Origin of the sequence: Eubacterium callanderi, assembly GCF_900142645.1 — a bacterium.
In the GTDB taxonomy this organism is placed as follows: Bacteria; Bacillota; Clostridia; order Eubacteriales; family Eubacteriaceae; genus Eubacterium; species Eubacterium callanderi.
Genome location: NZ_FRBP01000011.1, coordinates 155,389 through 174,690, shown reverse-complemented (window position 1 = coordinate 174,690; position 19,302 = coordinate 155,389). Strand labels below are relative to the sequence as shown.

Below are 19,302 nucleotides of genomic sequence, written 5' to 3'. Positions count from 1 at the left end.
AGGAAAGCCTCTGTCCCTGCAACGTTTTTTTTTGCCTATTGGGCGGTGAAGCGTGTTTCGTGTGATTCACTTCCTATTGGTCGGCTGTTTCTTTTAACCGTTCAAAAGATTCACTACTAATAACGTGTTCCAACCGACAGGCATCGGCTTCTGCAATTTTAGGATCAACGCCTGCGGCTATGAGCTGTTCCATGAAAAAGCAATGGCGCTCATAGATTTTTACGGCCACTTCTCGACCAATGTCTGTTAGATGCAGATAGTGTTCTTCATCCATTGTCAGAAAGCCGCCCTCACGCAAAATGCCTACTGCATGGCACACGCTGGGTTTTGACACCTCCATGTGCCGGGCTACATCTACGGAACGCACCATGTCTATTCTCTTATGCAGAACGAGGATAGCTTCCAAGTAGTCCTCCCCGGATGCATGAAGTTTCATCTCAGCCTCCTAGTACAAAAATTATACGGCCCAACCAAGGCTTTCCTGCTGAATATGAAATAACTTATGGTATAGACCGTTCTTCTTCATTAGTTCCTCATGAGTGCCTTGCTCAACCAACTTACCATTATCCAGGACAATGATCTGGTCAGTATCCACCACAGTGCGGAGCCGATGAGCAATCATAATAACCGTCTTACCCTCTACCAGTTTTGCAATAGCACGCTGAATCAAAACCTCGTTCTCTGGGTCAAGGGACGCTGTTGCCTCATCAAGCAGAATAATAGGTGCGTCCTTCAAAAGCGCGCGGGCAATGGAAATCCGCTGACGCTCACCACCGGAAAGAGTGCTGCCGTTCTCTCCAAGGACAGTCTGATAACCGTCCGGCAATCGCTGAATAAATTCGTCACAGTATGCCGCCTTTGCCGCCGCCATGACCTGCTCCTCGGTAGCGTTCATGTTGCCTACACGGATATTGTTAAAAACAGTATCATTGAACAGGGTCACATCCTGGAATACAAAGGACATACAGCGCATCAGGTGTTCCGGTTCAATGGTGCTGACATCTATGCCGCCAATGGTGATCTGGCCTTTTCTTACATCCCAAAAACGGGCGATCAGTTTGGAAATCGTGCTTTTGCCGCTGCCGGAAGGCCCTACCAGAGCCGTTACGCTGCCAGCGGGAATAGAGAAAGACACATCCTTGATAACATCGTCCTGGTTATATCCGAAGGTGACATTTTTCAGTTCAATGTCATATTTGGATACATCTTTGTCCACGCCCTCCATGGTGGGCGTGGTCAGCAGGGTACGCATACGGTTGGTAACAGTCCCCAAGTGAAACAGAGAGGTCAACTGCGAGAGAATGGCAAGGATCGGACCGTAAATTTGCGTAGAGAACATCAGTAGAACCAGTAAAGAAAGCAGTTCAATTTTACCGTTTGTTATCAGCACCGTTCCAATGAAAATAGTAATGCCAAGCCCTGCTTGCAGGACCAGGCTGGCTCCCTGAACCAGAATACCGGAGGCCAGTTCTACCTTGATGGCGATTTTTCTCATAGCCTGGAGTGCTTTATCCAACGCATCGAAGCGGGAACCGCCAAGACCACAGGATTTGATAATTTTGATACCTTCCAGGTATTCCTGAATCTGGCTAGATGCCTCCAGTTTCACATCCACCTGTTTGTCAAACAGACGAAGTTGTAGCTTGCGCCCGCACAAGATGATAAGGAATGTAACCGGCATTGTGCAGAAAATCGCAAGGGCCATTCTCCAGTCAAAAAATGCCAGACAAACGCAGGTCAGGGTAACAGAGATGATATTTGCAATCAGCGGCGGGATGGTACTGCTAAGCATGGATTCCATGCTGCTGCAATCTGCCATCATGTTGGTGGTAATATCGGACAAATCTTTTGTGTTAAAGAAGCTCATGGGGAGCTTGCGAAGATGCTCCGCGATCCGAAGTCTGGTCGTGCTGGCCTCCTTATAGGAAGCAATATAGGTTTTCCTATAATCGTTTTTCGCGGCCAGGAATACCAGAATAGCCGCCACCAGCCCTAGGCCCAGCAGCTTCCACAACGCGGCCCACGAAATTGCTTCTCCCGTAAACGGCTTTAACAGCTCCCAAAAGATCAGGCAGGCTACCATTGATGGGAGCAATAACGCGATATTGGTTATTGTGCAGGCCGTAATTGCTTTTTTCAGGTCGGAATAGCCTTTCTCCGACAGCATTAGCTTTTCTTTCAGCTTACTCATAGATCACACCGCCTTTCCTGTGCCAATTTTCCAGTTGATCGACTCCGTATAGCTGCTCCACATCTGCGCGTATTTTCCGTCCTTCTTCAGCAGCTCGTCATGGGTGCCGGATTCAATCAGGCATCCCTTTTCCATGACAAGTATCTGGTCAGCATTACGAATCGTGGACAGGCGATGGGCGATCATTACAACTGTTTTATTTTGGATCAGCTTTTCAAAGGCTTTTTGAATCAGGTACTCGTTCTCCGGGTCACTGAACGCAGTAGCCTCGTCCAGAACGATGATGGGCGCGTCTTTTACGATAGCCCTTGCAATGGCAATCCGCTGACGCTCACCACCGGAGAGATGGACGCCGGTACTGCCGATCACAGTCTGATAACCGTTTGGAAGCTGCTCAATAAAATCATGGCATCTTGCAGCCTTTGCCGCCGCAATCACCTGTTCTTCCGTTGCATCTGGATTTCCCATACGGATGTTATCCAGGATGCTCTGTTTGAACAGGAACGTATCCTGAAATACGAAGCTGACCTTATCCATCAGCGCATCCAGAGGAATATCCCGAATGTCAACGCCGCCGATCTGAATACTTCCGTCCGTCACATCATAAAACCGGGAGATTAGGCTGGCGATGGTACTTTTACCGCCACCGGAGGGGCCGACAATGGCTGTCACCTTGCCCTGATCCGCAAAGAAAGAAACATGAGACAGGGCCTTGACCTGGGAATCGGCTTCGTAGGAAAAGCTGACATCCCGGAAAGCAATCCCATAGTTTTCGATTGCTTGCGCCGTACTCTTTTCGGGCAGGGCCGGGATACGCAGGATTTCATCCATACGCTCCACGCTGCCGTCAATCTGCGTAAAGGACTCAGAGATATACATGATTTTATTCAGGACACCGGAAATCGCATGGACAATAATCAGGTAGAAAATAAATGTCAGCGAATACTCCCTGAAATCCGTAGTGTGCATCCCGATCAGAATGCCCACCGGAATCAAAAGCAGATAAATATTGTTGATGATCGTGGTAAAAGCAGGCATACAGTTCTGCCAGCCCAATGCGTACTCCAACACAAAAGAGGTATAGTCTGTAATGGATTTGCCCAACCGCTTAAAGGAATCGGCGGTCTGATTAAATGCTTTGATCTCCGACATACCACGTACATATTCCACAGAAGCGCTGTTCATGTTCTCCTGGGCGGTCTGAAAACGGTGCATTTTTTCCTTTGCTTCTCCGTTGAAGCCCGCAAACTGCACGATAAAGGCCAGAACAATACCGACCAGACAAACCACGCCATACCGCCAGTCAATTCCAAGAAGAATGATAACCAGAACAAGCGGCGCGACCAAAGAGGCCACAAAGTCCGGGAGCTGGTGAGCGATGAATTTCTCAACACTTTCAATGTTTTCATCCATGATCTTTCTCATTTTGCCGCTGCCCAGGGTCAGATGATACCCAAGGGGAATCTGCATGATGTGGTCGGCAAAGGCCACCTTCAATTCATAAAGCGTTCCAAACGCCGCAACGTGGGAACACAACAGGGCAAAAAAGTAAAATACGATGTTCCCCAAAATTCCAGCCAGGGCCAGCCATCCCCAGGTCGAGATTGCGGAAACATTCAAGAGCGACATATCCGGGTAAACAAACAGGATTTCCCGAATGATGTAGTAGATTGATAAGTACGGAACAAAAGAACAGATCGCAGCCAGCGCCGCCAAAAACCCTGCCAGGAACACCAGCCCTTTATGGCCGGAAGCCAGTTCCAGGCAGCGTGCCAGTCCGGTTTTCGCTTTCGGCTGCTTCTTGTTTTGCTGTGCCATTTCTAACCCTCCTTTTTGTCATATCCAATTTTGTCTAAGAGAAGCTCTGCGCCTCTGATTTGAAAATCATCGGTAATGCAGCCGTTCTCCAGGCGTATTGCCCGCTCACAGCAGGCAAGCGCACACTCCGCGTCATGGGTAATGACGATAATGGTGCGCCCCATTTTCGCCAGCTTGCGGATCATCCGGCTGACATTCCGCATATTCGTACCGTCCAGCCCGCTTGTCGGTTCATCCAGTACGATAATCGGCGCTTCGTGCATTAGAGCCACGCCAAGAGCCAGCCGCTGCTTTTGCCCTCCTGACAGCGTAGAGGGATGCTGTTTGATGAATGGCGTCAGTTCCAGGGCCTCCAGGATTTCTTCCGCCGCTTGTTTCCGCTCCGGGTTGACTTCTGCACCGGTAGTCAGTTCGTCAAGCAAATCCTCACCGAATAGCTGACTGTCTAAATCCTGGGGAATATACCAGACCTTTCCCAAGCGGCCTTTCGGTCTACAATGCTTTCCGAATAAAACGACTTCGCCGGATTTCTCTTTCAAAAGCCCTGCCAAGATTCGCCCTATGGTGCTTTTGCCCGTCCCGTTTGGGCCGATCAGGGCTATCGCTTCTCCCTTATGGCATTGAAAGTCAATATCCTTAGATACAATCGTTTCACCAAAAGAGTGGTTCAGTTTTTTCACTTCCAGAACAACCTCACTGGTTGCCGCAGACGGGATTTCCGTCTGCTCAATCTGATGCAGGTTAGGAGTGCGAAGCCCCAGCGCCTGGATTTCCTTATTAGTCAGAGCTTTCATCTGCTGTGCAGTAAATTCCCGCACAATTTTCCCTTTCTGGACACACAGGAAACGGTCTGTCAGATCCATCAGATAATAAAGCCGGTGTTCCGCTATAATGATGGTTTTTCCCTTCTTCTTCAAATCGTGAATAATATCTGCAAAGCGGTAGGTAGATGCAATATCCAGATTGGCAGACGGTTCATCCATGACATAGATTTCAGGATCAATCGCCTCTGCGGATGCAATCGCAACCTTCTGACGCATTCCATAGGACAGGCTGTGCAGGCTGTGATCCAAAATATCCTGAATCTTGATGTTCGCCGCTGCCCGGTGAACATGGTTCTGAATTTCCTCATGGGAATAACCGTAGTTCTCACAGCCAAAAGCAATCTCGCCTGCGACCTCATTGGCAAAAAACTGGCTCCTCGGGTCTTGAAATACATTTCCTGCGATTTTGCCGCGTTCCCAGGAAGGAATCTCTTTCAGCAGTTTTCCATCCACAAAAACCTCACCGCTTAATTCTCCCTCGTAAAAGTAGGGGATCAGGCCGTTAATTACTCTTGTCAAAGAGCTTTTCCCACTTCCCGATGGGCCGGTCATAACAATGACCTCCCCGGCGGCAATGTCTAATGATATATGTTCCAGTTGATTTCCGTTCCCGCCATAGGAAAAGGTCAGGTCACGGATCATAATTTCTTTTCCCATTCCATTCCTCCTATAAAAGACAGCAGCACACGGCAGCTCCCACGCTGACAACAATCAAAACGCAATCCAGCACAGCGATCCGGCTGACATAGTAGCTTTCTTTCTTGTAGGGGCTTTCAATTCCCCTGACTATGGCAGAAGCTGCTAACTCGTCCGCGATCTTTAAGGAGCGGAACACCATCGGAACAATGGCGTATTCCAACGTGTCCATTGGATGCCTCAAAACATTGCCGACCGATTTTAAGAAGCCACGAATTTTCATGGCTTCCCTGACTTCTCCAAATTCATGCAGCACAGTCGGCGCAAAGCGGAGCATGACGATCAATACAAGCATGATATGGGTAGAAATCGGCATTCTTCTCAAGCTGGCCGTTAATTTGCCAGAGGGGATTTTAGCCAGAAGATAGGCAGGCATAGCCGGAAGCAAAAGTTTGTAAACCATGCTGAGCAACAGTGGAGATGGGACACTGATTTTATATTTCATTTCAATCAGTAGCCATACAAGTGCAACCATATAAATTGAAAAGCACCCAATCGCCTGACGAAACAAACTAAACCAGCACAGGATCAAACAAATCCAAAGGGTAAAAATTCCATGTCCTAAAAAACTTGTTGTAAGGAAAGTAACAAGACAAGCGCACAGCGTCAGGAAAAGAACTGTGCGCCCGTCAATTCGATCAATCCGTCTGCTTTTTGATACGGCCATCATCCTACAATGCCTGCCTTTTGGAAATGCTTTCTGAGCAGACGCTGGCCAAACAACGTGCCGAGGATTGCAAGAACCGCAGTAATAACAACGCCCAAAAGCATCAGCGCAGGAGACGTTACCATAGAGAGCTGCATATTTAAAGTGTTGGCATCAAAACCACTGTTTGCAGCCATTTCCTGATAACTGTCCCAGGACCACCACAACGGTACGGCACAACCTACAAAATTACCGATTGAGTTGACCATCCAGCCAATTCGGTTACGAACCGCACTTTGGTATGTATTCTTGCCAACCATGCACAGTTCGGCAACGAGAGCTACAATCAAAAAATAGGGAATCAAGAACATATAACCCATAACTCCTTGAATCACCCCATAAACCGCAGCCCATGCAAACAACAGTCCGTGTTTGTTGACGCGGTTTGCTGCAACCAGATAAAAGATTGCGCCGATAAATGCATCAATTCCGGCAGAGCCGTACAAATATACTACCGGAAAAGGCAATGTAACCATACCAATTATCATTGCAATAGCAAAATTGATGACCATCATTGCGGCAATCGTCATAATATCGCGAATGCCAAACTTTTTCTTCACCGTTTGTTCCATCTTTGAAACCTCCTTAAAATAAAATGACAGCGTAGTTAGCAATAACTAACTACGCTGTCATTCTACACCGGTTTGCAGTCTCTAACTACTCCAAAGGGAAAAGTAAATCAAGAAAACAGCCCAAAAGTTAAATCACTTTTTTGCTTTACGGTAATCCTTTGGAAGCATTCCAAACACTTCTTGAAAGGCTCGCGCAAATTTACTAATATTTGAATATCCAAGTTCACCGGCTATTTGCGTGATTGATTGATCTGTTTCCTGCAAATAAACAGCCGCAAGATTCATTTTATACTTTTTGATATGTGCATAGGGCGTATCGCCATAAATCTGTTTGAAAATAGCTTGAAATGTGACCTTGCTCATTGGCTCCTTTCGCAAAAGTTCTTCTATGGATATTTTTTTGTCGAGGTTTTCTATGAGCTGTTGGCGGATGCGTTTGATGATTTCAATTTGTTCTTTGGCATAATACGTTGCCTCATACTGATCTTCAATCCGCAGCTGTTTGATATGGTAAAATAGTTCCAATAATTTGATCCGGAAGTAATTTCTCCCTTCAATACCTTTTGCCGCGTACAATTCATCGAAGATATGTAACAGACGCTGAGGCGTTCGACATAAAAACCACTTTTTTTCTAATTCCAGTTCTCGTCCCAGATTTAGAACATCAATGTTGTAGTACGAAAAAATCTGTTGCGTTTCCGCATCGACAGAATCCTTATCAATCACACAGCTTAGTCCTACGCTATATCCAAAGGGAAAAGAATAGGCCGCAGGAATATTAGCAAGAGCATTGATACATAATTCTCCTTCTTTCATATGAAAAACCTTATTATTCCTTAGTTCAAATTCAACGCGCCCCTTTTGGTAATGACGAATTTCAATGATATTTTTATTTGGAATGGGTTCACGGAAGGTGTCTGTACAATTAAAGTCCATAAAGATCAAATCAATACCAAGGAACAGCGCATAATCATATAGAACCCCTATTCCATTGCACTTGTATTCAACTTTCGTGTAATCATTGCACACCTCAGCGAATGTCGCACCTTCACCATACCATTCTAAGCCATGATGTTGGATCATCAGAATAGCCCTCCTTTTGGTTAGCTGCTTCTAACTATAATATGCCATTTGAAGGAAGCAGTCAAGATAAAGCCAAAGTAAGACTTGCAGATAACAGTATTGGTAGAGGAAGCGAAGACGCTTTGTCCGTTGCTGCACGGGCAAATTATGTTATTGTTTCTTGATGAGGGCAGGCAGCCTGGAGCCGTTCAAAAGCCTCTGTGCTAATAAACTCTGAAAACAACGCTATATGCAGACCATGAAGCCTGATCAGATATAAGAGTAATGTCAACACAATATAGAACAAACCGAAAGAGCCTAGGAACTGAAAATTTTTCTCTTAACCAACAGATAGAGGAAGGCACACAAAGTGAATATCATTTTTCACAGTTTATCAGCACAATTATTGACCAGTACACAAAATAATATTCTCTATTCTGTGTGTTGTGGAGGCCACAAAAAGGCCTCTTATTTTTTTGCAAATTTTTCTTTCCAAAGCGCTATTTTGCGGGTAGTTTGAAAGCTTTTCAGAGTATTAGGAGTGGAGGAAAAGAAAAACAGCAAGCATAGGGAGTGTGGCTACACTCCCGGCAAACGGCTTCCCGTTTGTATCTTGGGGAAGTCCCCAAACCCCTGAATGAAGGAAGGTAAGAAAATGGCAAACCGAAAACGGAAGTTTGTGCTGCGCGTCCCCGTGACGCCGGAGGAAAGGGCGCTCATTCAAGCGAAGATGGCCCAGCTTGGCACAAGGAACTTTTCTGCCTACGCCCGGAAAGTGCTGATCGACGGCTATATCGTCCACATGGACACCAGCGACATCCGGGCGCAGACCGCAGAGCTGCAAAAAATCGGCGTCAACGTCAACCAGATTGCAAGGCGTATCAACAGTACCGGGGCTGTGTACGAGCAGGACGTGGAGGACATCAAGGGGGCGCTGGCACAGATATGGCAGTTACAAAGATACATCCTATCAAGTCAACGCTGAGAAAAGCGCTGGACTACATCGAGAACCCGGACAAGACCGATGAAAAGCTGTTCGTTTCTTCCTATGGCTGTTCCTATGAAACGGCGGATATTGAGTTTCAAATGCTGTTAGATCAGGCGCTCAAGAAAGGCAACAATCTGGCTCACCACCTGATACAAGCTTTTGAGCCGGGCGAAACCACGCCGGAGCAGGCCCACGAGATCGGGCGGCAGCTTGCCGATGAAGTGCTTGGCGGGAAATATCCCTATGTGATAACCACCCACATAGACAAGGGCCATCTGCATAACCACATCATTTTCTGCGCGGTGGATATGGCAAACCAGCGCAAGTATATTTCCAACCGCCAGAGCTATGCCTATATCCGGCGCACCAATGACCGGCTGTGCAGGGAACACGGCCTGTCCGTGGTGATGCCGGGCAAGGACAAGGGAAAGAGCTATGCCGAATGGGACGCCCAGCGCAAGGGCAAGAGCTGGAAAGCAAAGCTGAAAACCGCCATTGACGCGGCCATCCCGCAGGCCAGAGATTTTGACAGTTTCCTGCGGCTCATGGAGGCGCAGGGCTACGAGATGAAACGCGGGAAATTCATTTCATTCCGCTCCCCCGGACAGGAACGCTTTACCCGCTGCAAAACCTTGGGGGTGGACTACACCGAAGAAGCCATTACCCGGCGTATCAAGGGGCTGGCTGTGGACAGAGGGCCGAAGCGTAAAGTGGAACAGGGAATTTCCTTGCGTATTGAGATTGAAAACAATATCAAGGCGCAGCAATCGGCGGGCTATGCGCGGTGGGCGAAGCTCTACAACTTGAAGCAGGCCGCCAAAGCCTTAAACTTCCTGACGGAACACCAGATTGAGAGCTACGAGGGCTTGGAAAGCAGGCTGGACGAGATCAGCACAGCCAACGACGAAGCCGCCGCTGCCCTGAAAGCAGTGGAGCGCCGCCTTGGAGAAATGGCTCTGCTGATAAAGCAGATTTCCACCTACAAGCAGACCAGGCCCGTGGCGCTGGAATACCACAGGGCCAAAGACAAGGCCGCGTTCCGGCGAGAGCATGAGAGCCAGCTTATTTTGTATGAAGCTGCGGCGAGGGCGCTCAAAGAGGCCGGGATGAAGAAGCTCCCCAATCTGTATGCGCTCAAAGCCGAGTATAAAAAGCTGGACGGAGAACGGGAACGGCTGTCAGAACAGTATAACGAGGTAAAGAAAGAGCTGAAAGAATACGGCATTATCAAGCAGAATGTGGACAGCATTTTGCGGGTGACGCCGGGAAAGGAGCAGATACAGGAGCTATGAACATACCGAGAATGAATTACCGCCAGTACCTCAAGGCCCGGCGGCTCACGCATGAGTGTTGTAATTACTGTGACGGAAACTGCCTCCTGCTGGACGATGGCGAGGAATGTGTCTGTGTGCAGAGCATTTCCTATTCCGTGCTGTGCCGATGGTTTCAGGCTGCCGTCCTCCCGCTGGACGCGACACTTTATGCCGAACTGATGGAGCGAAGCCAAGCGCGGCGTTGCCGGGAATGCGGGGCACTGTTTTCTCCCAGACGTCCAAACTGCCTCTACTGTCCAGACTGTGCCAAGAAACGCAAGCGCCAGAGCAAGAAGCTGTGGGCAAGGAAACACCGGGAGCATGCGTAGAAAAAGTAATGGGAAAAGGCCCTGAAATATCAGGGCTTTTTCCTTTGGTCAGAGGGGTGGGTACTATGTTACTACCTTTTCTCCTGGAAGCGGCATTTACTTTTTCTACAAGGTGATACCGATATCCCGCTCTCATTTCTGCGTTGCCATTCTGTTTCTTTTTCCTATGGCTTTCCCCACAATCATATATCCTTGAAAAATCAGTAGATTTTTCGATGGAGTTTCTATATAATAAAATCAGTTAGTTAATGCGAACTTAGTAAGAGCAAGGAGGTTATTCCATGGGGATTCTCAAACAGTTTTTTAACAACACCCGAAAGCCGAACGGTTGGATGGGGAAATTGATGGTCAACGGTATGAATCAAGGGCATGCCGCTGTTTCCGATTGGGGCCTTTCCTATTTTCCAGATGTACCGGGGGCAGCTCATTCTATGCTGGCGGATTTCGGATGTGGTGGAGGACGCAATACCGCAGAACTTTTAAAACGGTTTCCGGAGGCAAGAGTGACAGCCCTGGATTATTCCAAGGTCGCTTGCGACAAAACAAAGCAATTCAATCGGAATGAGGTGCAGGCTGGGAGATGTAACGTTGTGCAGGGGGATGTGTCCCGCCTTCCCTTTGAAGCGGCGACATTTGATGTGATCACTGCCTTTGAAACGGTCTATTTCTGGCCGGGGCCAGTGGAGAGCTTTCAAGAAGTCTGGCGGGTACTGAAACCGGGTGGCACATTTATGATTGTGAATGAATCGGATGGTAGGAACACAAAAGACGAAAAATGGGCTGGTATCATCGATGGAATGCGTATTTTTACGCAGGAGCGGTTGACACAATACTTAAAAGATGCAGGCTTTTCCCAGATAGCCGCACATGTAAATCGGAAACAACACTGGATTTGTCTCCTGGCGGAGAAAGCACGGTAAGAGGAATCGCCGATTCAAAATTCGGATTTATAGAGATTTCTTACTTACAACATAGGATGGAGGGATAGAATGACACGCGGAGAGATTTGGAAAGATTTTTTGAAACATACTGTTTTGACCTTGGTAATCGCACTGTTTCTGTTTTTGATCTTCAAGTCTGTTTTTACCAAAAACGGCGAAACGGAATATTTTTATGTCTGGCTCTGTTGCGGGATTCCCTTTGGGATTCGGAGGATGTTTGTCTGGCTGGTTCCCCATGGATATGACTTAGGCGGTTCGGTTGGTATTATTGCGGTGAACTTTATAATAGGCGGCCTGATCGGCGGGGTCATCCTGACCTGGCGTCTGGTGGTTGCTGTATGGTATATTCCTCTTACCATTTACCGATTGCTCACAAATTGAGTTGGATTTCTGGTTGAGTTCTAAAATGTCAGGGAATACGTAGAAAAAGCAACGGGGAAAAGCCCTGAAATATGGGGGATTTTTTCTTAGTCGGGAGTATATCTGCGTGTTATTATCATTCCCCCCGGAATCAGAGGTTACTTTTTCTACAAATGGCAGCGTAGCTTCTTTCTCCTTGTTTGCCTGATTCTGCCGCAGCCTGTATATCGGGAAGGTTGAAACGAAAGAGCAGCCAAAGCGAATAATCCCTGCACTGCTGCAAACGGTCACGTTTGATGTATCAAAACGGGATGGATTGGTATGACACGCGAAAAAAAGCGCCGGACGCAAGGGCTATATAGCCCCCGCGCCCGGCGCTTTTGCCTGCTTGGGTTATTCGCCTGTGAAATAGAACCGCTGCGCCTCAAAGGCGGCGTCGCTCATGGCGTCCAGCTTATCGGCGGTCTGGCAGGCCAGCGCCGCCATTTCCTTGTCCATGTCCGGCAAAGCTGCCCGGAGATTTGCCGCCGTCCTGCGGCGGTCGGCGTTGTGGTACAGACAGATCAGGTTTTCTTCTTCCACGGTGAAATACATTCCTCATACCTCCATTTCTTTTGATTTTTCCCGCGCCGGGGGCTTCTTTTTCTGTTCCTCCTTGGCGGCGGCAAGCTGCGCCCGGATGGACGGTTTCTTTTGTTTCTGCGTCGTCTTTCGGGTCTGCTTGGGCTTTTTGGCCTCCGCCTTGGCTGCCTCGGCCACATCCAAAAGGGAAATCTGTTCCCCGGCTTTCGCCCTTGCTTCCAGTTCCTCCATGGACGGGGCGTTGTTCATCATGCCGTCAATCATGTTGTAGTTCTGCTCGGTGGACATTTCCGCCGTCTTGATATGGCTTTCTGGCTGGGTGGGGATGGCAAAGGCCTTTGTGCCGTTTGCCATAATAAGATACCTGCCGTCCTCCGACTGGTGGTGGAATCCATACCCGGCGGCCTCCATCTGTTCCCGGCTCCTGTCGGTCAGATAGAAACGGCCCCTCGGCGTCTGGATTTGTTCGCCGGTCATGCACTCGTCCGGCGTGAGCTGCTTTTCCGGCTGGGCGAAGAACTCCGGCACCTGCCGGTAATCGGCCCCCTCGTCCACATAGTAGGCGGTCTGTTTCCCATCCTGCCGGAACACCACAATATCTCCCGTAGAGAGGGAATGTCCCTTGTAATCGGAGGGATGTTCTATGTTGAAGCGGCGGTAAATCTCGTCCAGTGTGGTGTCTTTGTCCAGCGGCGCGGTGTAGACAAGCTGGTAATTCTTCCTGTCCACCGAAAGCCCATCCGCCTGCAAGTCCTCATAGGAACGGTAGCGGAAGTCGCGCCCCTCTGGGCCGGGCGGCACTTGGTAGATGGAAAAGTTGGGCTGCGCCGGGGCCTCATAGTCGGAGGCAATATATTCCTCCATCGTCAGCCCGGCAGCGGCGGCCTCCTGTTCCAGCTCTGCCTCGATCTGTTTTTTGTAGTCCTGCAAGCTCTGGTCGAAGTCGGCAAGCTGCGGCGGCTCCGGCAAATGGTACTGGCCCTGATTGAGAAGCGGGCGGCACTCTTTTACATAGTCCAAAACCGCGTTGAAATAAGCGGTCTGTTCCGGCGTCAGGGTTTCCACGGATCGCAGCGGACGCCGGGCCTCCTGCTCCATAGCGGCCAGATTGCAATGCAGCTCCATATACGGGACGAACTCATGCAGAAGCATATCCCGCTGGGCCTTGTCCGCCTCCCATGCCTCCGGCCCCTCATGGTGCAGCACATGGTTTTTCCAGCTTTCATCCTGCGCGTAGTATTCATGGTAGCCCCGGATATGCTGGATCAGGGAACCGTCCCCGTCGCCAAAGTCCTGCCGCCCCTCGTAGTTGTCCGGCTGGCCCTGCATGGTAAAGTCAATGCGGAACTTGGTCTTGTCGTACCAATGGCCCGTATAGCCCGGTTGCTCCCGTTCATGGCGTCTGGCGCTGTCCAGCTCCTTGAAAACGGCCTCGGCTTCATGCAGCGGCATTTGCTGGCCGTCTTTCAGATGGGGGCTTTCACTCCAAAGGATCGTGACAACCGGCTCCGCTGCCGGATTCTGCGCGATCTGCCGCTGGGCGTTAGCAACGGCAATCTCACTTTCGATCTCGCTTTTCACAAAGGAATCCATCTGGCCCTTTTGTAGTTCATAGCCCTGTTCACACAGGCGGTTGATAAGCCCGATCACCTTGTCGTTATCGCCCACGGCCTCGGCATAGGCCACGATCAACTGCCGTTCCTCGCTGCCCAGACGCGGGGCGTTTTTCTCCGCCAGCTCAATCAGGGCGGCTGCCCGGTCAGCCGGGGACGCCTCCGGCATGAACGGCTTTCCATTCAAAAGGCCGTCGATCCCGTTCCACGCCTGCGGCTGGGGAATGGCGTTGGTCTGTTCAGCAGCTTCCAGAAAATCATCCAGCCTGTCGCCGGTCAGGGGTTCCATTGTCCCAGCCGGTAACTCATGGATGGCAAGGATTTCTTTTCCGGCTTCCGCAAGGGATAGGTCGAGATTGTCAAGCTGGCCTCCGTCCAGTTCTTTGTAGTCGGGGCCGTACAGTGTGTAATCGTATCCGGTTTCCGATGTCTGGATATACAGATATTCGCCGCTTTCCAGACGGTAGGCGGCCTCCTGCGGGGCTTCTGCCTGTTCCAGCGTTCCATCCCCGGCAATGGTAAAGCCCTGCGCCTGCGCCGCCTCCTTGGTTCCCTGCGACACTTCGCCGGTGGATTTCAAATCCGCGTCAATGAGGGTTTGCAGCATGGCCTTTACGCTGGCGGTCATTTCCTGCTGTTGCTTGGGGGACAGCTTGGAAAATACGCTGTCCGGGTCTGGTTGCTCGGCGGCCTGTTCCAGCGGTGCGGCCTGCGGCTGTTCCTGCTGGGCCTGCCGCTGTTGCTGAAGCTGGGCAAGGTGGCCGTCAATGGTGGTAATCAACTCATGGGCGGTGGCCCGGATGGTTTCAAGGGAGGCTTTCAGCTCTTTCAAGTCCTTGCCTGAACTCCAACCGGCCACATAGCCAAAGGAATAGTCGGAGGTGTCCAGCCCGTAGTGCTGGCAGACGGCATAGGCCACGCTTTCGGCCTGCACCTCGCGGGTGCGGCTGTCGGGGCGGTCGGCCTGCTCTATGGCCGTGGCTTCCGGGTCGATGGCGTGGAGCTTGGAATGGGCGATCTCATGGATGGCCGTCTTTAGGGTCTGTAATTCGCTCATGCCCTCCTGAATGGCGATCCGCTTTTCCGTCAGGTGGTAGTAGCCGTGGGAACCGCCCGGAATGTCCTCAAAACCAATGGGAACCGGGGAGGTCTGTTCCAGCGCCTTGAAAAATTCCCCGTAGCGTTCCACGCTGCCGGTCAGTTCTTCCACGCCGATAGAGGGCAGCGGTTCCCCCTCGGTCTGGCTCACATCAAAGACGGAAACGATTTTAAAGGCCGGAACCTGTATTTCCTGTACTTCGGTAACAGGCTTTCCGTCCTTACCCATCACCGGCCTGCCCTGTGCGTCCAGCTTTTGCACTTCCTTTTTCGCCTTGAACGGGGCCGGGGCCAGTATCTTGATGGCCTTTTCGCCTTTCTTTACATTGCGGTGAAAATCGTCCCTCCACTTGTTGTAGCCCGCCACAAGCTGTCCGCCCTGCATGGCGATCAGGAGGGTGTTGTTGAAGCTGTAACTGTGGAACTTGGACATGGTGGTGAGATAGGCTTTGTAGCGTTCACTCTCGAAAAGCTCCTGTATGCCGGTTTCCAGCCGGTCGGTGATCTCTTTCATGCGCTCGGCGCTGTTCTGGCCGTTTAAGAGAATGGGGGTGACAGGCTGCGGGGCCTTTGTAGGCGCTGCCGCCTCCGGCTGCACCTTGCTTTCCTCCCGCAGAATTTCCGGCGCGGGATAGGCCATCACCCGGTATTCCTCCGGCACTGGCTGGCCCTCATGGACGCGCTGCCATTCGTCGCTGGTTCGCAGGATATAGCCGTAATCGGTAAAGGTTCCCTGTTCCTCGCTGGCGATAAAACTTCCCAGCCGGTCGGTGTCAATGGCCGGTTTCCACGGGTCGGGAACGACAAACAGCCCGGAATCATTCAGGTAATATTCCCCCAGACTGCGGTTGTCCTTGGCGTTGATTAAGACAAAACAATCGGTGTTTTCGGCGTAGTCCAAAAGCTGCCCGATGGTCTGCATTTTTGCCGGGGACTGCATGGCGGCGTTCAGCTCCGTAAGCTCCACGGCGTCCAGCCTTTGAAGCTGGGTAGCAAGGAAGTTCAGTTCGTCCACGCTGGCGGCCTTGATTAAATCCTCCGGCAGTTCCAGCAGTTTTCCCTCCGGGGCAGAAAAGCCGCCAATGAACAAGTCCTGCTGGTTGTCGGCGGTAATGTGGATTTCCTTTAGGGCTTCCTGTACCTGTTCGGCGGTAGTCGGCAGGGAAAGCCAGTACCCATGCGGCCCGCCGGTCTGCGCTTCGGCGCGGTTATCAAGAAAAATGGAAAATACTTCGTTCACGGGTTCCCTCCTTTCCGGGGTGGCTGCGGTCTGCTGCGGCTGCGCGGTTTCTTCCTGCGCGGGAAGCTCTGCGGCTTTTGCCGGTTCCTCTCCCTCGATGGTGTAGCCGGGGAGCAGGCAGCCGTTGACCTTGAAATAGTCGGCGTATTCCTTGGGGATGACCGGGGAAATTTCGGTAAAGTAATGTTCATGGGCTTTGATCCGGCCATTCAGGTACTTGTCCAGTTCTTCCCGGCTGGCAAAGACTTTCCGATCCTGTCCGGCGATCTTGGCCTGCCGGTAGCTGCCCGGCGCGTTAGTGCGGAGGCTCCAGCGGAGTGTCCACGAGTAGGGGACGGATTTTTGGGCGGCGCTGTCATACCGGGTGTTCTCGGAAATGGAGTAATCCATCTGGTAGACCATGTTGCTGCGGATATGGCGGTATTCGTCCGGGGCCTCCCACTGGTTTGCGGTATGGGTAACGGGAAGCGTCCGGGCATATTCAAGGGCTTTGTCCAGAAACAGGGTTCTTCCGGCCTGTTCCTCCCATGCGGCGGCCTGTTCTTTCAGGCGGTCAAACACTTCCTGTTCTGCGGCGGCGCTTTCCGCCCGCAGGGAAAGAAGCTCCACAAGGGGTAGCTTTACCATTTAGGAAAGATCGGCCTTGCCGCTTTCAAAGTAAATCCGGCGCTCGATCCGCATAGTGCTGGCCGGTTCTAAATCGTCATGGTCGTAGGAGCTGTAAGACATTTGGGGTTCACATCCTTTCTATGGTGGTGATCTGATACAAGGGGTTTGGGGATTCCCCAAAGAGAAAATCCCCGGCCCGGCAAGTGCGCCGGGTCAGGTATTTTGCCGGGAGTGTGGCTACACTCCCTATGCTTGCTAAGACCGACTCACGGGGCCCCTGATTCCCTTGATAAACACGCTTTTTCAATGGTTCTTTTTTTAAAAAAAGATTGTATTTTTCATAAAACACTTCATCGCACATGTGCTTTTGGCTTGGTTTTAATGGTGATGACTGAAAATTCATCACCGTTTTTGACAAATTTTTCAGGATATTGGAAGCGCTCCTGGTATTTTTTGATCTGTTCCGGCGTCAAACTTTCATAGTACCCCTTATCCCAGGGTGCATGAAAAATCAGAAAATCGCCGGTGATAACCGTCTGTAAATCATGGTCTTCGCCATAGAGCGCGCGGTTTAAAGGTTGGTTGGTTCCCCGGCTCATCATTGCCACGTTTTCCTCAAGCGGACGTGCCCTCCGGTACTCTCTTAGCAGCCTTCGCATCGTTTCGGAATCCTTGATCACAGTTCGGACCTCGGGCGGTTTTCCTACCGGCACATAGAGATAGGTGATTTTCTCGCGCTGTTTTGGGCTTGGCTCGGCTTCGATGGTGACATGGTCAAAGTCCATTTCATCCAGATGCAAGTGCCCCCGTTGGCACCATCTTTCTTTGATCGCTTCACGGGCCAGCTCGGCGCTTTCCGCCTCCACTTCGATTTCCCGCTGACGTGTTTCACAGATCGTGACAACATATTTTTTCATGAATTCTCCTCCTTCATTTGGGATTAACGCACGTTATCCCGTTTCTTTTTCGGGCTTTTTTGATCCTTGGGTGACGTTCGCATTTCACTGGGCCTTTCAAATCTTTGGGTGTATTTCCTGACCTGTTCCGGGGTCAGGCTTTCAAAATACTGGCCGTTCTCTGATAGGTTACAAAGAAAAAAATCGCCATAGGCTGTCTGTCGGTAATGGCCTTTTTCATCATAGATCATCCGATTCATCTCTGTTTTATCAAACTGTTTTCTTCTGATCCAGATGATGACCGTGGGGATTTCCAAGGGATAAATTTCCACAAATCCACCCATCATTCGGTTGATAGCGCGCATGCTGTTTTCAACGGTTTGGGGCTTTGGCGGCTTCCCGTTCGGCACCATCAAAACGGTGATTTCTTTGGGTTCCTGAATTTCATAAAACGCGTCGGGGTTTAATTCGGCTTCAAAGTCTAAGTCTTTATAATCGGTAAAAGAACACTCCCCGCGGTTAAACATTGCTTCTGCCATCTCCTCAGCGGCTTCTTTGTCCTCTTCCTCAACCGTCACAACGGCGCAAGCGAGCTCGGTGACGGTGACATCATATTTTGGCATGTTTCTGCCTCCTTTTTTACTAAAAAAGCCAACAGGCAAAAGCGCTGCTGGCAGTATTTATCTTCTAAGAGGTTTTCTCCATGCGTGTCATGTACTTCAGGCAGTCGACATGGCCTCGGAAATAAAGTGCCTCCTGTACCATCTCATCTATCCGATCTTCCAAAAATAAATAGTGCTGAATCTGATGAAGTTCGTCACTCGTCAGGGTAACGGTGTCTTCATCTGAAAATAATTTTGCGAGTGCACGGTCGTCCATCATCGTGTCATGTTCTTCTTTTATGTTCTGGTATTCGCTGCTATTTTTTGCCAATTTGCGAATGGTATCGAGGTAAATGGCCGTTAACGGCGATTGTCCCGGAAAGAAATCTGCATCGAATGCGTCATCTTCTTCTAGATCATCTTCATTCGATGTCTCAAAATCCGAGGCCGTTTCGGCGCTGTAAAGACTCGATTCTTCGTAGGGATCCTGAAGCTTTTCAAGCTCGGCTTCGCTGGTTTTCAGTGTCTCCTCTGGATTTTCTGTGGGGTTTGGCATAATGGTAAAGTCCATCACAATATCACAATTGCTCAGTCCTTCTATGAGTTGTTTTAAAATATTTTCCATTTTGGGGTCTCCTTTTCTACTTTGATTGGGTAATAAAATTTTAATTTTACATGCGTTTTTCCGTCGTTATCCTGTTAATTCTGCGTGATAACCAGTCAATTTTGCGATTTCATTCATAAAAATCCAAGGGCATCACCTCCTTTCCGGGAAATAAAAAAGCAGCATTTCACCTTGAAACACCGCTTGCCATAACATCCTAATTTTTTATATTCGCTACAATTTTATAAAATCCAGCAT

General features: G+C 50.0%; 17 protein-coding genes. 5 read left to right on the top strand and 12 right to left on the bottom strand.

Features of this window, described 5'->3' with window-relative positions; all coding sequences use genetic code 11:
- Positions 1-73 precede the first annotated feature (73 nt).
- The 7 genes from BUC22_RS15840 to BUC22_RS15810 all read right to left on the bottom strand — a co-directional run bounded on the left by BUC22_RS15840 (position 74) and on the right by BUC22_RS15810 (position 7,890).
- Positions 74-436, bottom strand: coding sequence for a metal-dependent transcriptional regulator (locus BUC22_RS15840; RefSeq protein WP_025491681.1), 363 nt, complete (start codon positions 434-436; stop codon positions 74-76).
- 21 nt (positions 437-457) lie between these two features.
- A complete protein-coding gene (locus BUC22_RS15835; RefSeq protein WP_073383224.1) occupies positions 458-2,191 on the bottom strand; it encodes an ABC transporter ATP-binding protein in 1,734 nt (577 codons plus the stop codon).
- Between the two features lie 3 nt (positions 2,192-2,194).
- Complete coding sequence (locus BUC22_RS15830) at positions 2,195-4,009, bottom strand: ABC transporter ATP-binding protein (RefSeq protein WP_025491683.1); 1,815 nt, start codon at positions 4,007-4,009, stop codon at positions 2,195-2,197.
- Positions 4,010-4,011: 2 nt separating this feature from the next.
- Positions 4,012-5,490, bottom strand: coding sequence for an ABC transporter ATP-binding protein (locus BUC22_RS15825; protein ID WP_025491684.1), 1,479 nt, complete (start codon positions 5,488-5,490; stop codon positions 4,012-4,014).
- Between the two features lie 10 nt (positions 5,491-5,500).
- A complete protein-coding gene (locus tag BUC22_RS15820; RefSeq protein WP_341465653.1) occupies positions 5,501-6,196 on the bottom strand; it encodes an energy-coupling factor transporter transmembrane component T family protein in 696 nt (231 codons plus the stop codon).
- Positions 6,196-6,807 (bottom strand): MptD family putative ECF transporter S component, encoded by a 612-nt coding sequence (locus tag BUC22_RS15815; protein WP_003505039.1) that lies wholly within the window; start codon positions 6,805-6,807, stop codon positions 6,196-6,198. The genes BUC22_RS15820 and BUC22_RS15815 overlap by 1 nt, the downstream gene beginning before the upstream one ends.
- Positions 6,808-6,939: 132 nt before the next feature.
- Entirely contained in the window at positions 6,940-7,890 is a 951-nt protein-coding gene (locus BUC22_RS15810) for a helix-turn-helix domain-containing protein (protein WP_073383221.1), read from the bottom strand.
- A gap of 634 nt (positions 7,891-8,524) precedes the next feature.
- Between BUC22_RS15810 and BUC22_RS15805 the strand changes: the two genes are divergently transcribed.
- The 5 genes from BUC22_RS15805 to BUC22_RS15785 all read left to right on the top strand — a co-directional run bounded on the left by BUC22_RS15805 (position 8,525) and on the right by BUC22_RS15785 (position 11,821).
- Entirely contained in the window at positions 8,525-8,854 is a 330-nt protein-coding gene (locus BUC22_RS15805) for a plasmid mobilization protein (protein ID WP_073383215.1), read from the top strand.
- Positions 8,815-10,149 carry a relaxase/mobilization nuclease domain-containing protein gene (locus BUC22_RS15800; RefSeq protein ID WP_071699701.1) on the top strand — a complete coding sequence of 445 codons (1,335 nt, stop codon included), beginning with the start codon at positions 8,815-8,817 and terminating at the stop codon, positions 10,147-10,149. Before BUC22_RS15805 ends, BUC22_RS15800 begins: the two co-directional genes overlap by 40 nt.
- On the top strand, positions 10,146-10,499 hold the full coding sequence (locus BUC22_RS15795; protein ID WP_073383212.1) for a cysteine-rich VLP domain-containing protein: 354 nt from the start codon (positions 10,146-10,148) through the stop codon (positions 10,497-10,499). Before BUC22_RS15800 ends, BUC22_RS15795 begins: the two co-directional genes overlap by 4 nt.
- A gap of 281 nt (positions 10,500-10,780) precedes the next feature.
- Positions 10,781-11,419: a class I SAM-dependent methyltransferase gene (locus tag BUC22_RS15790; protein WP_003525492.1), complete on the top strand. Its 639-nt coding sequence runs from the start codon at positions 10,781-10,783 to the stop codon at positions 11,417-11,419.
- A 69-nt stretch (positions 11,420-11,488) separates the two neighbouring features.
- Complete coding sequence (locus BUC22_RS15785) at positions 11,489-11,821, top strand: DUF6050 family protein (RefSeq protein ID WP_003525494.1); 333 nt, start codon at positions 11,489-11,491, stop codon at positions 11,819-11,821.
- Between the two features lie 372 nt (positions 11,822-12,193).
- On the opposite strand, the gene BUC22_RS15780 is transcribed toward BUC22_RS15785, so the two are convergent.
- From BUC22_RS15780 to BUC22_RS15760, 5 genes are all read right to left on the bottom strand, one after another.
- Complete coding sequence (locus tag BUC22_RS15780; RefSeq protein WP_073383210.1) at positions 12,194-12,394, bottom strand: transposon-transfer assisting family protein; 201 nt, start codon at positions 12,392-12,394, stop codon at positions 12,194-12,196.
- A 3-nt stretch (positions 12,395-12,397) separates the two neighbouring features.
- Positions 12,398-16,960, bottom strand: coding sequence for an LPD25 domain-containing protein (locus BUC22_RS15775; RefSeq protein ID WP_242946567.1), 4,563 nt, complete (start codon positions 16,958-16,960; stop codon positions 12,398-12,400).
- Between the two features lie 332 nt (positions 16,961-17,292).
- Positions 17,293-17,859, bottom strand: coding sequence for a DUF3846 domain-containing protein (locus BUC22_RS15770; RefSeq protein WP_073383207.1), 567 nt, complete (start codon positions 17,857-17,859; stop codon positions 17,293-17,295).
- Positions 17,860-17,882: 23 nt separating this feature from the next.
- Complete coding sequence (locus tag BUC22_RS15765) at positions 17,883-18,461, bottom strand: DUF3846 domain-containing protein (RefSeq protein ID WP_073383204.1); 579 nt, start codon at positions 18,459-18,461, stop codon at positions 17,883-17,885.
- 64 nt (positions 18,462-18,525) lie between these two features.
- On the bottom strand, positions 18,526-19,065 hold the full coding sequence (locus tag BUC22_RS15760; protein WP_073383202.1) for a DUF6664 family protein: 540 nt from the start codon (positions 19,063-19,065) through the stop codon (positions 18,526-18,528).
- Between the last annotated feature and the right edge of the window lie 237 nt (positions 19,066-19,302).

Excerpts from the sequence above, each read along its gene's own strand:
- BUC22_RS15800 (WP_071699701.1), top strand. The coding sequence starts at position 8,815 with ATGGCAGTTACAAAGATACATCCTATCAAGTCAACGCTGAGAAAAGCG.
- BUC22_RS15770 (WP_073383207.1), bottom strand. The coding sequence starts at position 17,859 with ATGAAAAAATATGTTGTCACGATCTGTGAAACACGTCAGCGGGAAATC.
- BUC22_RS15805 (WP_073383215.1), top strand. The coding sequence starts at position 8,525 with ATGGCAAACCGAAAACGGAAGTTTGTGCTGCGCGTCCCCGTGACGCCG.
- BUC22_RS15840 (WP_025491681.1), bottom strand. The coding sequence starts at position 436 with ATGAAACTTCATGCATCCGGGGAGGACTACTTGGAAGCTATCCTCGTT.
- BUC22_RS15765 (WP_073383204.1), bottom strand. The coding sequence starts at position 18,461 with ATGCCAAAATATGATGTCACCGTCACCGAGCTCGCTTGCGCCGTTGTG.
- BUC22_RS15825 (WP_025491684.1), bottom strand. The coding sequence starts at position 5,490 with ATGGGAAAAGAAATTATGATCCGTGACCTGACCTTTTCCTATGGCGGG.
- BUC22_RS15780 (WP_073383210.1), bottom strand. The coding sequence starts at position 12,394 with ATGTATTTCACCGTGGAAGAAGAAAACCTGATCTGTCTGTACCACAAC.
- BUC22_RS15820 (WP_341465653.1), bottom strand. The coding sequence starts at position 6,196 with ATGGCCGTATCAAAAAGCAGACGGATTGATCGAATTGACGGGCGCACA.
- BUC22_RS15760 (WP_073383202.1), bottom strand. The coding sequence starts at position 19,065 with ATGGAAAATATTTTAAAACAACTCATAGAAGGACTGAGCAATTGTGAT.
- BUC22_RS15795 (WP_073383212.1), top strand. The coding sequence starts at position 10,146 with ATGAACATACCGAGAATGAATTACCGCCAGTACCTCAAGGCCCGGCGG.
- BUC22_RS15785 (WP_003525494.1), top strand. The coding sequence starts at position 11,489 with ATGACACGCGGAGAGATTTGGAAAGATTTTTTGAAACATACTGTTTTG.
- BUC22_RS15835 (WP_073383224.1), bottom strand. The coding sequence starts at position 2,191 with ATGAGTAAGCTGAAAGAAAAGCTAATGCTGTCGGAGAAAGGCTATTCC.
- BUC22_RS15830 (WP_025491683.1), bottom strand. The coding sequence starts at position 4,009 with ATGGCACAGCAAAACAAGAAGCAGCCGAAAGCGAAAACCGGACTGGCA.
- BUC22_RS15815 (WP_003505039.1), bottom strand. The coding sequence starts at position 6,807 with ATGGAACAAACGGTGAAGAAAAAGTTTGGCATTCGCGATATTATGACG.
- BUC22_RS15775 (WP_242946567.1), bottom strand. The coding sequence starts at position 16,960 with ATGGTAAAGCTACCCCTTGTGGAGCTTCTTTCCCTGCGGGCGGAAAGC.
- BUC22_RS15790 (WP_003525492.1), top strand. The coding sequence starts at position 10,781 with ATGGGGATTCTCAAACAGTTTTTTAACAACACCCGAAAGCCGAACGGT.
- BUC22_RS15810 (WP_073383221.1), bottom strand. The coding sequence starts at position 7,890 with ATGATCCAACATCATGGCTTAGAATGGTATGGTGAAGGTGCGACATTC.